General features: G+C 37.6%; 13 protein-coding genes and 1 pseudogene. 3 read left to right on the top strand and 11 right to left on the bottom strand.

The window, feature by feature from the left end:
* A pseudogene (locus AAEY55_RS10695) lies at positions 1-254 on the bottom strand (hypothetical protein); the annotation flags it as partial.
* Positions 255-471: 217 nt separating this feature from the next.
* On the opposite strand from AAEY55_RS10695, the gene AAEY55_RS10690 reads away from it, so the two are divergent.
* Complete coding sequence (locus AAEY55_RS10690; protein ID WP_089368029.1) at positions 472-1,452, top strand: tRNA-dihydrouridine synthase; 981 nt, start codon at positions 472-474, stop codon at positions 1,450-1,452.
* A 60-nt stretch (positions 1,453-1,512) separates the two neighbouring features.
* Positions 1,513-1,839 (top strand): conjugal transfer protein TraR, encoded by a 327-nt coding sequence (locus tag AAEY55_RS10685; protein ID WP_089368028.1) that lies wholly within the window; start codon positions 1,513-1,515, stop codon positions 1,837-1,839.
* A gap of 35 nt (positions 1,840-1,874) precedes the next feature.
* On the opposite strand, the gene AAEY55_RS10680 is transcribed toward AAEY55_RS10685, so the two are convergent.
* From AAEY55_RS10680 to pyrC, 9 genes are all read right to left on the bottom strand, one after another.
* Positions 1,875-2,918 carry a hypothetical protein gene (locus tag AAEY55_RS10680; RefSeq protein WP_089368027.1) on the bottom strand — a complete coding sequence of 348 codons (1,044 nt, stop codon included), beginning with the start codon at positions 2,916-2,918 and terminating at the stop codon, positions 1,875-1,877.
* 62 nt (positions 2,919-2,980) lie between these two features.
* Complete coding sequence (locus AAEY55_RS10675; RefSeq protein WP_011327876.1) at positions 2,981-4,240, bottom strand: lipopolysaccharide assembly protein LapB; 1,260 nt, start codon at positions 4,238-4,240, stop codon at positions 2,981-2,983.
* A gap of 11 nt (positions 4,241-4,251) precedes the next feature.
* Positions 4,252-4,869, bottom strand: coding sequence for an energy transducer TonB (locus AAEY55_RS10670; RefSeq protein ID WP_089368026.1), 618 nt, complete (start codon positions 4,867-4,869; stop codon positions 4,252-4,254).
* Complete coding sequence (locus AAEY55_RS10665) at positions 4,869-5,273, bottom strand: biopolymer transporter ExbD (RefSeq protein ID WP_007583867.1); 405 nt, start codon at positions 5,271-5,273, stop codon at positions 4,869-4,871. Before AAEY55_RS10665 ends, AAEY55_RS10670 begins: the two co-directional genes overlap by 1 nt.
* A 14-nt stretch (positions 5,274-5,287) precedes the next feature.
* Positions 5,288-5,812 carry a MotA/TolQ/ExbB proton channel family protein gene (locus AAEY55_RS10660; protein ID WP_011327873.1) on the bottom strand — a complete coding sequence of 175 codons (525 nt, stop codon included), beginning with the start codon at positions 5,810-5,812 and terminating at the stop codon, positions 5,288-5,290.
* A complete protein-coding gene (locus AAEY55_RS10655; protein ID WP_086993326.1) occupies positions 5,812-7,176 on the bottom strand; it encodes a MotA/TolQ/ExbB proton channel family protein in 1,365 nt (454 codons plus the stop codon). The genes AAEY55_RS10660 and AAEY55_RS10655 overlap by 1 nt, the downstream gene beginning before the upstream one ends.
* 6 nt (positions 7,177-7,182) lie before the next feature.
* Positions 7,183-7,953: a DUF3450 domain-containing protein gene (locus tag AAEY55_RS10650; RefSeq protein ID WP_058373057.1), complete on the bottom strand. Its 771-nt coding sequence runs from the start codon at positions 7,951-7,953 to the stop codon at positions 7,183-7,185.
* 1,465 nt (positions 7,954-9,418) lie between these two features.
* On the bottom strand, positions 9,419-9,622 hold the full coding sequence (locus AAEY55_RS10645) for a cold-shock protein (protein WP_002961702.1): 204 nt from the start codon (positions 9,620-9,622) through the stop codon (positions 9,419-9,421).
* Between the two features lie 493 nt (positions 9,623-10,115).
* Positions 10,116-11,168 (bottom strand): dihydroorotase, encoded by a 1,053-nt coding sequence (gene pyrC, locus AAEY55_RS10640; RefSeq protein WP_086993324.1) that lies wholly within the window; start codon positions 11,166-11,168, stop codon positions 10,116-10,118.
* A gap of 206 nt (positions 11,169-11,374) precedes the next feature.
* On the opposite strand from pyrC, the gene AAEY55_RS10635 reads away from it, so the two are divergent.
* A complete protein-coding gene (locus tag AAEY55_RS10635) occupies positions 11,375-13,744 on the top strand; it encodes a GGDEF domain-containing protein (RefSeq protein WP_089368024.1) in 2,370 nt (789 codons plus the stop codon).
* A gap of 124 nt (positions 13,745-13,868) precedes the next feature.
* Here AAEY55_RS10635 and AAEY55_RS10630 read toward each other — a convergent pair whose 3' ends face one another.
* Positions 13,869-13,934, bottom strand: coding sequence for a hypothetical protein (locus AAEY55_RS10630; protein ID WP_231613568.1), 66 nt, complete (start codon positions 13,932-13,934; stop codon positions 13,869-13,871).
* Positions 13,935-14,297: the final 363 nt, after the last annotated feature.

The raw sequence follows: 14,297 nt of genomic DNA, 5'->3' as shown, positions 1-14,297 counted from the left end.
CATTTGCCTTCTTTTTTAGCTTTTGCATCTGCGCCGCATTTAGCTTCGCCACATTTGCCTTCTTTTTTAGCTTTTGCTTCGCCGCCACATTTACCTTCGCCACACTTACCTTCGGTAGCATCTATTTGATAGCCGGTAACCATTTGTTGAAACTCAAAAGGATTGGCTTGCACATCCACAGATACAAAGCTTGCAGAGCCAACAACAACTGCACCTAGTGTTAACGCGATTGAACTTTTTTTGATTGTATTCATTATATGACTCTCTTTTTAATAAGATTGTATAACCAAAGAATTGGAAAATACGAGTATGTATTTAAGTAGACCTGTATAAAAATAAAAAATTTCATTTTAGTTTAATTAATTGTAAACTTTTTGGCTAAAGTAACTATGCGCGGTAATTACGGATTTATCAATTTATGATTAACGGTTACACTACACATCCCTTTATTTAGCCATAATTAATCTTTCTATGAAACTTGTTTTAGCACCGATGGAAGGTGTTGTTGACTTCAAAATGCGCCAACTTCTTACCAATATAGGTGGTTTTGACTTATGTGTGACTGAGTTTGTGCGTGTTGTTGATGCTTGCTTACCTGATAAAGTTTTTTATCGTTACTGTCCTGAACTTAGCAATAATGGCCTCACTAGTGCTGGTACACCGGTACGCATTCAGTTATTAGGTCAAGTTGCAGGTGCGCTTGCAGAAAATGCAGTTAAAGCAATTAGTTTGGGCTCCCATGGCATAGACCTAAATTTTGGCTGCCCTGCAAAAACTGTTAATAAAAGTAAAGGCGGAGCTGTACTGCTTAAAGATCCCGAGCACATGTATGAAATAATTAAAGCGGTAAGAGACGCCGTTGATAGCAAGCATCAAGTGAGTGCAAAAATTCGTCTTGGTTTTGATGATGACAGTAACAGCCAAGAAATAGTAGATGCTGTTGTCAGCGCTGGTGCAAGTAGTATTGCAATTCATGCTCGCACTAAACGTGATGGCTATAACCCACCTGCTTATTGGGAAAAGATCCCACCTTTAATTAAAGATAAAGATATTGCGGTTGTGGCCAATGGCGAAATATGGCAAGTAGCTGATGCTATGTTGTGCCAAAAACGCAGTGGTTGTACCGACTTAATGCTTGGTCGTGGTGCGTTATCTCATCCCGATTTAGCAAAAAAGATTAAAGCGAATATAAATAATGAAGATTATGTAGGGCTCGAGTGGGAGCATATTCTTTATCATTTAATAAATTCTGCTATTCATCACGACCCGGCTAAAGATGAAAAGTACTTTGCATCGCGTACTAAGCAGTGGTTAGGCTACTTAAAGCGTCAGTACCCACAGGCAATAACATTATTTGACGAGATCCGCCGGTTAAAGGCCAAAGAAGATGTCGCAGAGGTACTAAGTAAGTATGCCAAAGCGCCACAGTTTGATGCAAATCATAACGCGTAAGTAAATCTACCTAGATAATACCCCTATTGCTCAATGCTAATTATAAAGGGGTTATACACGATGCAACATCAGCAAAGGTTAATTAATGAAATAGAGGAAGTAAAATTAACTATATTAAACTTACTTTCTCAATCAGCGCATCTATCTCATCAGCATTTATTATCTTTATTAACGCAAACAGTCAATGCAGAGTGGCTCGATTTGGCGGCGCAAAAACTAGGTCCCGAATACGGTGAATATATTCAACGAATGACCACTTTAGAGGCTGCTGTGAGTCAAATTGAGATAGGTCAGTACGGTTATTGCTGTGATTGTGAAGAGCCTATAACCACAGCATTACTCGAATTAGATCCAGCTACACAACGTTGTGAACAGTGCGCTAAATAAAGCGCACATTGAGCAACGTTAAGTCGCTGGAGCAGTTAAAGTAATTGCTGAGCAAAGCTAAATGCCTGCCCAGGGTAAAGCACTATATTTTTAACTAATCTTGTTGCATCTATTTCGCTAATGTTTAAACGCTTTATTAAGTTAACCTTTGCCTGTGGCAAGGTCCACGCATGAATATGCAATCCAACATCAGTTTCCATCATTGCTAACATTAGCGTTTTTTGCTGCGCTAAAAGTGATTTGTTTTCAGCTATAGCGGGTAAGTTTCTAAACCCCGACAACCAATCTAAACCTGGTACCTCTTTATCCCCATTAGTAAATTGCACCAAAAATGACTGTGGATAAATTTGGCTAACCTCCTGATTGGCTGGTTGTGTACTTTCCTCTTTTAACTGCTCATTTATAATAGTAAGCCACTCTAGCGGAGAGTGCACTGTACCACTAAAATAGTTTAGCTTACTTTGATACCACTCACTGCCATTAGCTAAACCATATAGCCCGACACTTCCTCTGGGGCTATATTGCACTAAATAATCTTTTAAAATATTAAGTTGAGCTAATAAGCTATTGGGTATGTTTTTATCGCTTAGTGCACTAAGCACATAATTTTTTATTAAATTGTGTTCAATTTTATTCAACTTTAAATTGCTTAATTGCGCACTTTCTAGTTGTCGCTGCACAAATTCAAGCCAATTACTTATATTTTGATAGTCACTCTCTGAACTTGCTAAGTTAAGTAAATTAACTAAAACATTTGTATGTGCTGGCCAGGCAAAGTAACGTTCAGGAAAACGCTCTGCAATAACAAGATAGTTAACCTGCTCAGTTTGCTGCTTGGTTAGTTGCATTTGCATTAAGCTTTGATAAATAGCGTGGCGTTTTTTTAAATACGCATCTGTAAAAGGCAATTGCTCACTACGCAGCCCTGTGTGTTTACTATTTTTTGGCTGATATAAAGCTAAGTTAAGCGATTTTAATGCGTGCTGCGCTTCATCAAACGATGTGTACTGCTGTGGTTGCTTAGAGCAAGAGGCCAAAAATAGACAAAGTAAAAATGAAAAAATAAGCGTTTTGTTCATGTTCATCCCAATAAAAAAAGCCCCAATGGGGCTTTTTAAAAATTGCTAATATACATTAAAAATTAAATTTTAACACCGTTGCGAGCGGCTTTATCTTTAATATATGTAGCCCAACCTTTTGCAAACTTACGCGTGCGAGGGTCATCCATAGCTTTAGTAATTGCAGCATGTGCTTGCTTATACTTAGCTTGGTAGTAGTACGCTTCAGCTAAATCTGAATAAATAGTGCCCTTTTTATCAGAGCCTAACTCTAGTGCTTTGTTCAAACGAACAACTGCAGCGCTAAAGTTTTCAGATTGTAAAAGTAACGAACCGGCTTTGCGATAAAGCTCAGCATCGTTATCAAATTTTGCAGCTTCTTCGTAATACTTAGCGGCTTTTTCAATATCTTTTGAACGATGGTAGTTACTAGCAATTGCACTGATATTTTGCTTAGTGCGTTGTACTTTTTCTTCTTTAACACCTTTTTCAAGCGTTAATGCTGCTTTATAAGGTATTTCGTTTAAAGAATAAAAGTTAGCTAGTACTTTGTATTCAACTTCGTTCTCAAAGTAACCGTTTTTGTATGCAACTTCCATAGTTGCTAGGCCTTTTTTGTAGTCTTCAGTTTGTAAGTAATACTTACCTAAGCCTACCCAAGATTTTTTATCATCTGGCCATACACGAACGATTTCTTCTGCAACTTGAACCATATTTTGATACTGCTTTTGTTCAAAATATGAAGCTAGCTTAAGTTGATAAGGAGCTTTTGTTGGCTCTTTTTCAAGCTTAATCGCTTTATCTGCAGGTTCTATAACATCCTTAAACTGTTTAAGTTCGTAACTTGCTTGCGCAATACGAGTATAAACTTTCGGATCTTCTTCACCTGTAAAGTCCATCCAATCAGCGTAGGCTTTTTTTGCAGCACTATATTGCTCAGTACCTGCATACATATCACCTAAGGTTTTTAAACCCTGTGCTTGATCGGCAAAGTTTAATACATCTGGTGCAATCGCTGCTTTCATATACTTAATGGCTGTTTTGTATTGCTCTTTTTGAGCATACATACTACCTAAGTAACGATTTACAGTTGCTTTGTCAAAATCGTTAGACGGATCTAACTCTTTAAGTAAAGCAAGTGCACCATCAACATCATCTTCATTATACAAGTCAAACGCTTTAATTACCTTTTTACCAGTACGCTCGCCCATGATTTTAGTTTTTGCTTTTTTACGCTCTTCAATTTTTGCGTAATTTGGCGCCGCTAAAACAGGTGCAGTCAAAGCTGCACCCGATACAGACATAAGAATTGCAAGAGCAGTTACTTTAGATAAATTTCTCATTACTCGCCTCCTTAGTTGCCTTGGTTAAGTTTAAAGTCTAATTGAACTTGTAAACCAACTTGTCTTTGTGGTTTACCGTCAATAATTTTAGGACGGTACTTCCACTTGCGCAATGCACGTTTAGCTTCACGGTCAAAGATACGTTTCGGGTCAGCGTCAATTACATCAACGTCAACCACGCCACCTAACTCATCGATAGTGAACGAAAGTTGAACCCAACCTTCTCTACCATCACGTGCTGCTTGCGTTGGATATTTTGGTTCAATACGAACGATAGGTGTCGCATCACCATCTCGTCCAAATGCACCCGGACCACTTAGTCCACCTGCCGTGCTTCCCACATCGATGCTTGGCATATTAAATGACAATCCACCAGGATTAGGGTTGTTATTTTCCGGCTGTGGCGGCTGCGGTTTAGGCGGCTGCTTAGGCGGTGGAGGAGGAGGAGGCGGAACACGCCTTCTTTCCTGCACCTTAGATTCAGGCGGATTCGTCATTATTTCGACTATGATCTGCTCTTTTTGTTCAGTATTACGGTCAGCCCCACCAGAGATGAGGAATGCCATGAAGTAGAACAAGCCGAAAGTAACTGCCCCACCTGCAATCAGTGAAAACAGAAAACGAATCATTACTGATCTCCAGCGATTGAAATTCTTAGGTTATCACCCGTCGCTTTAATCTGGTCCATCACTTTAACTACCGTGCCGTGCTTAGCTTCTTTATCAGCTTGTATAATCACAACTTCGGTAGGTTGCTCTGCTAATAAACTTTCAATTTTTGCTGAAATACGTTCAACATCAATTTGTTGTTTATCAACCCAGATTTCGCCGTTACTACGTATAGCAATAAAAATGTTAGCATTTTTTTGCTTAGTAGCTTGGGCAGCTTTTGGTTTATTGACCTCGATACCAGCCTCTTTAACGAACGATGTAGTTACGATAAAGAAAATAAGCATGATAAATACGATGTCAAGCATCGGCGTCATATCGACCGCTGCTTCTTCTTCTTCACGAAAACGTTGTTTACGTGCCATATTTAATTCTCTCTCTAGTGATGAGGCATGTTATCTACAAGTTTGGCTTTCACCATTTTAGCTTTTGTCTCAAGACGTGAGCTAAAAAACACTCCAGATAGTGCCGCAACCATTCCAGCCATTGTTGGGATTGTTGCCATTGAAATACCTGATGCCATTAATCGTGCATTACCAGTACCTTGACTAGCCATGGTTTCGAAAACCGAAATCATACCCGTAACAGTACCTAACAAACCTATTAAAGGACAAACAGCTACTAATGTTTTAATCAACAACATACGCTGATCTAATTTTTCAGACGCTTCAGAAATCCATGCTTCACGGATTCTGTGTGCGTACCAAGACGTAGTGTCTTGGCGGGCATCCCACTTTGCAATAATTTCTTGCGATAAACGCGGAAACTCTGCAAGTAAGAACCAATAGCGCTCAATCATTAAAACCCACATCAGAAAGAGTGCTATCGCGACCACGTATAAAACCTGGCCGCCTGTGCCAACAAAATCCCTGATAGATTCCCATATCTCCATCAGGACTAGCATTAGGCTTTCTCCTTCTCCGCGTGAGTCGCAACGATACCTGCGCTTTGCTCATCTAGGATGTGTAATACCGACTTACTACGACCAGCTACAAGTGCGTGAAGTAGAATTAGTGGTAGTGCAGCAATTAGACCTAGCGCTGTAGTTACAAGTGCTAGAGAGATATTACCAGCCATGATCTTCGGATCGCCCGTACCGAACAATGTGATTGTTTGGAACGTTAATATCATACCGATTACTGTACCTAGTAGACCAAGTAATGGTGCGATTGCAGCAAGGATCTTGATAATGTTGATACCAGCTTCGATGCGTGGCGTTTCACGAAGAATCGCTTCATCAAGTTTAAGCTCAAGGTTTTCAACATCTTGATTCTTGTTGTCATGGTACACTTTAAGAATACGACCCAATGGGTTATTTGTATTCGGTGTAGCAACATTTTTAAGTTGGCTCTTAATTTTGCTTGTAGTAAGCGTAAGGTCAACAAAACGAATTAGAGTAATTAACATACCTAAAGCTAACAACGCAGTAATTATGTAACCTACTACGCCACCTTGATGGAAGTATTCCATAAGTGTTGCTTTTTGAGTGTTAATACGCAAAATCGCGCCACGTGTTGGATCCACATATACACCAGCATAGTTGTCAGGTGATGTTTTTTCAAGGTCTGCAATACCGTCTAAAATGTAGCTATCAGGCTGCTTACCAAGTGGTTGAATCGACTTTGTTTCTGGTGAATAAATTAAGTAACCGTCATCTGTAACTAAGTTAAAGTTACCAATACGTGTTACTTTTTTCATTGACGGGTTACCGTCAAGACCAGCAACTTCAGTTTCAAAAGTAGAAACTTTAGCAGACTCTGTCATTTCAGTTTGAAGTGAAATCCAAAGCTCTTCTAACTCACGAACTGTAGGAAGCTCTTTAGCCGCAGCTAATGAACGTAATACTTCAGCACGACCTGGCTTTTCAGCACTTACTAATGACGCTTCGATAGAACCGATAGCATCTTGAGCTGCACGACGTACAACACCAAACATTTCACCAAGTGTACCTTGAGCATTTTGTAGTGCTTGCTCTTTCTCAGCTAGCGTGTTTTCGTTTTGTGCATATTCTTTAGTTAAACGATCGCCACGTGACTTTTCAGCAGCTAATTGGCTTTTCGCTTTATTAAGTAATGATTGCTTGTCAGCACGTTCTGATAAGAACTCTTGCTCACGTTGCTTATTGATTTTACCTTCAGAGATACGCTCTTGCTTTACTTGCTCAAGAATTTTATCTAATGCATTCGTATTTGCGTGTGCATTAAGCGCGGTACCTGCAGAAACAGTTAGTACTGCTGCAACAGCAAAACCTTTAAATAGTTTCTTCATTATTGATTACTCCGCGCCAAAAATTGGTAGTTTAACAAGTTCTAGTGTCGCTTGCTTACGTGCCATACGGATCACTTCTTTAACAGATTTTAGGTATTCTTCACCTAATTCTTTCCACTGTTTAGTGTTGTTATCCCAAACCCAAGCATGTTTTAAGTCAAAAGACTGCGCAACATAAGTAATACGACCTAAACGACCGATATCAACGTTAATGCTACGGCCATCAACATCAAGCGTACCTTGTGAAGCATTTACAGCTGAGCTGTATGATGTTTCTACTGTGTAAGCTTCAAGTACTTGACGGAATTTCTCAGACGTTGTTACAGAAGAAGAAGACATGATTTCACGTAATCTTTCAACACGACCTAAGCGCGTTTCAAGATTAAATGGAACGTCCGCTTTGATGAATTGCTCAAGCGTATCGATCATGCGATACATCAGAGGCACAACGTTTTGTTTAGTGTTATCAATAGTTGCTATTTGACGGTCAAACGATTCAATAGACGCGTTTTGGTCATCAACCAAACGTGCTACGTGATCGTTGTACACTTTCATAAGTTCAGTCTCATCAACGATGCTACGGTACTCAGCTATTAGCTCTTGAGTTTGACCATATACATTGTCAATTTTAGTTTGAGACTTAACTGCAGCCTTTTGAATTTGCTGACCTGCTTGTTGCACGTCATTCAAAGGATCTGCAATCACATTGCTGCTTGCAAATGCAAATGCGCCAACCAACGCAGTTGCTACAAGACTCTTTCTGATTTTAACAGACATAGTTCCCAACCAATTAAGTAATGTTACTTTTATAATTTAATTATCAACCTACAAGAGGAAGACAACCCTGATATCTTTTAATAGATATCAACCTTTCAATAATGCTAAATGCAGTAAGTCATGTCAACTTGATGTTTAGCATTACCTATAAATAAATATGCATATGAACTAGTTATTTAATATACCAACCCGATAACATTAACATTATTGCAACCACTTTACCGCAAATACTTTCATGAAACCCTTTTGCAATAACAACATTCATAATTAACAACTTAAAAATAAACATTATTATAACATTTCACGTTAACTATTTAGAGACTAAAAAAAAAATATAAATAACCTTCTATTATTTTATCTTTAACAACTTTTGAGCGTTTTATAGACGAAAACTCATTTGTACCATAGATAATCTACAACCCACTTCATAATAACTATTGTGTATTACATTATAAAAAACTAACCATAAAGGTAGAATTCAAACAATAAATATGGCTTATCCATTTTTTAAAATGCAAAAATAATATAAATCATTACCACCCTATTAGCACAATGTTTATTTTTAATGTTTGCTACTAAAGCGGTATCTGCAGGCTTATTTGAGAGTAGTTGATAATTACTACATCCCCTAAGGCAATAATATTAATATGCTTAATTTAAAGGGTTATTTTAATGACGAGCAAGCCTCTTGTTCTTAATCAAGGCTTTATATTTCGTTGTTCTGAATCATTACTTTGCCATCACTTTCACTTAGTACGCTCGTGTGGTGACTAAAAATTACTTTTAACGCAGCTAGTGATGATTTAATTCTATAGCCTGATCATTTTTTATTAATTTAAAGTGATGTGGATTGATTAACACAGCATTAAAGCTAAGGAGTGCTTACCCCTTAAACTATGAGGCTGGTAGTTTAATACCCTGTTGTAGCGCCTTTGTACGCTCGCAGCACTTACATACGCAACTTACATGCGTACACAAGTTACTTTTAATAACTTTGACGACCTTGTATCAGCTTATTAAAACTGCTTTAAATTCAGTGGGAGTAAATAACGAAGGGGGATTTAAATTAACTGCGCACAAACAAAAATTAGTTACTCTTTTTAAGTTACTTTCAACACAGTGAAGAAGCTATTTAATCTTTTTTAATAATATTACCATTAAACTTTATAACCCATGATTTGCTGTGTTTGTGGTTATTTAAACTACAAATAGCAAATACATAAAGAATGATTTTATTTATTGAGTAATGGAATTTTTAAAAATTGTAATTATTAAAATGACGCACAACAACAGAGTGTTTAAGTTGATAAGTGATAATTAAAATATTTAGAGGTTAATATTTGGAGGTTAATATTTGGAGGTAAAAATTTGGATTTTATTTGCGAGAATGTGAATTATTTAAAAAGAAAATTATGGTGAAACAGTAGCCTGTTTCACCACGTTGAACGAAGGTTCACATAATAAATTATGCTGCTTCTACGTTCTCAGCTTCAGGGCCTTTTTGACCTTGCTTGATGCTGAATGTCACTGCTTGACCTTCGCTAAGAGTGCGAAAACCAGAACCAGTGATTGCGCTGAAATGTACAAACACGTCAGGACCATTTTCTTGTTCAATGAAACCAAAGCCTTTAGCTTCGTTGAAAAACTTTACTTTACCAGTAACCGACATACTAAATTTTCCTGTAAGTCAATAATTAAAATTCAGCCATATTATTATGGCAATATCCTCCTTGAATCAATGCTCAAAAATATGGAGGTACAGTACAGGAAGAAGTAATAACCAAACCGGTAACCTTAAACGCAGCACAACATCCGTAAATTCATTAGGCAAAAACTCAAAGCAAGTTAAGATTAGCACATTAAATTTTATTTCGCTCTATTAATTAGAAAATATTTATCAATAATGCGTTGTTTCTGATTTTTTTTCTTAAACGGTTAATTTAAAAGCAAATAAATATAGATTTTACCCTGTAATTGTCACCTTGCTGGCAATACTATTAAACGCTTTAGTATTTTCTATAATCATCTAACAATAAATCTAAAGCGCTTTTCTAAAATTACCAGCTGATTCTACCTAAACTTTAAACTCCGTTTAAAAAATGAAAAAGCCGCTTAGCTAAGCTAAACGGCTTTAAAAATTTTAGGTATTGTGAGCAACCAGGCTACTTAACTTGCCAGTCAATTGTATCCTCTGCCTTTATAGGTACTACTTGTGAGTCGCCAAGCGTATAACTTGCAGGCACTTGCCACGGGCTTCTTTCTAAAGTAATGGTATCTTTATTACGTGCAAGGCCATAAAAGTCTGGTCCAAAAAAGCTTGCAAAGCCTTCCAGTTTGTCTAGTTTACCAGCGCCTTCAAATGCCTCTGCGTATAACTCAATAGCAGCATGTGCGGTATAAGCTCCTGCACAACCACACGCAGCTTCTTTTTTATCTTTATAATGAGGCGCTGAGTCAGTACCTAAAAAGAATTTTTTATTACCACTTACTGCAGCAGCCATTAAAGCATGTTGGTGAATATTACGTTTTAAAATAGGTAAACAGTAATAATGTGGGCGAATGCCCCCTGCCAGCATATGGTTGCGATTGTACAGTAAGTGATGAGCAGTAATTGTTGCTGCAACATTATCCGGCGCATTAGTTACAAACTCTACCGCATCTTTGGTTGTAATATGCTCAAGTACTATTTTTAGCTCAGGAAAGTCAGTTACTACATCACCTAAAATCGTTTCGATAAATATTTTTTCACGGTCAAAAATATCAATAGACGAATCTGTCACCTCACCGTGTATTAAAAGCAGCATGCCTACGTCTTGCATTGCAGCTAAAACAGGGTAAATATTTTTAATTGAGGTAACACCTGAGTCTGAATTTGTTGTTGCACCTGCCGGATATAGTTTTGCTGCAACTATTTTGCCAGTTGCTTTGGCTTTTATTATTTCATCTGGGGTTGTTTTATCTGTAAGGTATAGCACCATTAAAGGCTCAAAATTGCCTTGTGGGCCTGCAGCCATTATACGTTCTCTGTATGCTAATGCCGTATCTGTACAAGTTGCTGGCGGCATTAAATTAGGCATAATAATTGCTCGACCCATATAACGGCTAATATCACGAACCGTGTCTTTTAATTGATCACCATCACGTAAGTGTACATGCCAATCATCTGGCCTGGTAATAGTGAGTGTTGCTGCAGAGTCTGTATTTTTAACGGTCATGAGTTGGTCCCTAAGCTAAATTTATCCGATCATAGGCATAGGACGTTTTCGAGTAAAGATCTTATTATAAATAATCAACCTTTGTAGCGCTGCAATTAAACTTTACAGTTTACATAAAGCAATTGTCATTTTGTTTTGTAGGAAAGTTAATACCATGTTAAATTAGTACCCGTATTTATACTTAACTAAGAACTACATTATTTGCTATGCCTAACAAAGTAGATATCACTACAGCGCTCGAAGTTAAAACCGATCAGCTGAGTATAATTAATCAGTTCTCCTCAAGCTTGCTGCAATTAGATACGCTTGATGAGCTATTTGAATATGTAACTACCCAAGTGATTAATAGGCTTGGCTTTGTTGATTGTGTTATTTATCTTGCTGATACTGCCAATTTAACGCTTATTCAAGCCGCTTCTATGGGCGTTGCCAGTGAGCGCAAAGAATATCAAGCACAGAGAAAAGTGATCCGCTTTGATGAAGGTATCACCGGCTATGTAGCAACCACAGCTAAAGCAATCATGATTGGCGATGTAACCAAAGATAGCCGCTACATTGCTGATGAGCGCCCTGCTCAATCTGAAATATGTGTTCCACTTATATACAAAGATCATGTTTTAGGGGTAATAGATTGTGAGCACCCAATTAAAAATTACTTTACTAACTCGCACCTCGAAATACTCACTACGGTTGCTCACTTATTAAGTGCCAAAATAAACCAAGTTAATACGGTAAACAGCTTACAAACAACGGTTTTACAATTAAATAATGCCCAAAAGTTAGAAAATAGCCTGCTGCAAATTGCAAACTTAACTTATAAAGCTAAAAATTTAGACGTTTTTTTTGAATCGCTGCATTTAATTATTAATAGTTTACTCCCTGCCGATAACTTTTTTATAGCGCTATACGATAAACAAATTGACGTGTTAGATATTGTTTATATTGTTGAAGAAGGCATTAAAACCAACAGCCATCAAAAAATTTCAAAAGAGCAATTAAAAGATACTGCCTCGTATTATTTATTAGTTACGGAGCAATCTTTACTGCTCACTAATAGTGAGTTTTTACACCATGTAGAACAACAGCATTTTAAAATGGTGGGTAGGCGCGCAGAATCTTGGTTAGGTGTCCCATTTAGGGTAAACGATCGCCATAGCGGTGTTATAGTAGTGCAAAGTTACGATAAAGCGCTACATTACAGTCAACACGATAATGCGCTGCTGACCTATGTTAGCCGACAAATAAGTATGGCGATTGATCGCCAATTAGCTCGCCAAGAACTAGAGCACCGCGCCCTGCACGATGACCTCACTGGCCTAGCTAATCGCTCATTACTTATTGAGCGAATTAAGCATGCTATTTTACGCCTTGCAAGAGCAAAAAAAGGCACTAGCCACGCCTTACTCTATTTAGATTTTGATCGTTTTAAAAGTATTAATGATTCACTTGGTCATGAAGTTGGTGATCACTTTTTAATAAAAATATGCCAATTAATTAAAGGCACGGTGCGCAATACCGACACATTTTCACGTTTAGGTGGCGATGAGTTTGCTATTTTTATGGAAAACATCACTCACCGCAATCAGGTAACGGATGCGCTCAAACGCATACAACTTGCCCTTTCAAAGCCAATTAATATTGACGGCCACCTATTACAAGCATCTACAAGTATTGGCGTAGCATTAAGTGATAACGAAAACGACAAAGCCTATATTTTATTGCAACAAGCTGATGCAGCTATGTACGAAGCTAAATCGACAGGACGCGGACAAGTTAAGCTATTTAATAATATTATGCGCAAAAAGCTTAAAACACATGCCGATATTGAAAACGACTTACAACACGGTATAGAGCACAATGAGTTTGAGCTGTATTTTCAGCCTATATTTACCATTGCAACATGTGAAGTAATCGGTTTTGAAGCACTTGTTCGTTGGCATCATCCCAGTAAAGGGTTTGTACCGCCAAATGACTTTATCCCAATTGCTGAAAAAACCGGGCAAATAATTAATTTAGACTTACATTTATTAGATTTAGCCGCACAACAAATTAGCACTTGGCATCAACAAGGACACCGGTTTTTAAAAGTCACCGTTAATGTATCGTCTCGTCACTTTGCCAGTTTAGATTTTGTGGCACAAATTCACGCTATTTATAATAAATATCAGCTCCCACTGGGATCTTTGTGTTTAGAAATTACTGAATCGGGGTTAATCGAAAATTTAGACTTAGCTACGCAAATAATTGAAGGCTTATCGCCATTAAAAGTAAAGCTTTGCCTTGATGACTTTGGTACAGGTTACTCAGCGCTTGGTTACTTACATCAGCTACCTATTCATATTTTAAAAATAGATAAGAGCTTTATTGATCACTTACATGACTCAGCCAACCCACTCGTTGATGCTATTTTGTCGCTAGCAATATCACTTAATCTTGCAGTGGTTGCTGAGGGGATTGAAACTGCTGAGCAACTCGCTATTTTACAAACTACGCAGTGCAATTACGGGCAAGGCTATTTAAAATCAAAACCGGTAACAGCCCAAGAAGCTATTTTACTAATCGGCGCCCCACTATAATAAAAAAGCCAGCTAATTATTGCTGGCTTATTTTTACGATTATTTTTATATAAGTAATATACGTAAGCTACATTTTTAAGGTGTAGATCTAACCTTTAGCTCTTCACGCAGCTCTTTGGTTGTTTTAACCATGTTGGTAAGTGCTTGTCCCATGATCTGGTTTTAAACCACAATCTGGATTTATCCACAAACGCGCAACCGGTGCTTTAGCTGCTTTGTGAATAATTGCTTTTTATCCATGCAATACTGGGCATCTTAGCTGTATTAATATCCTAATACACTTGGTCAGTGTCATTCGGGTAATCAACATTTCAAACCTTTGTAATAAATCCATGCTCGCCCACAATATTTTTAGTAATCACACCAAAACCCAACATGAGCTAAACTCATGCAAAACCCATCAAATCTATTTTAAAATGACTTTCATGATTAAAAAACTTAATGTTAAGCATAGAGGTTACTAATAAAACACAATTAACAGCCTTCTAGACGTTGAAACGTTTTTTGTAAAAGCGTAATATGTGCTTACTCTGAGTTAAACTCACCTTTTTCA

The sequence above is a fragment of the Pseudoalteromonas sp. 120-MNA-CIBAN-0494 genome (assembly GCF_040308885.1).
Lineage (GTDB): Bacteria > Pseudomonadota > Gammaproteobacteria > Enterobacterales > Alteromonadaceae > Pseudoalteromonas > Pseudoalteromonas nigrifaciens.
The sequence above is the reverse complement of the archived record's forward strand: the minus strand, read 5'-3'. Positions and strand labels throughout refer to the sequence as shown.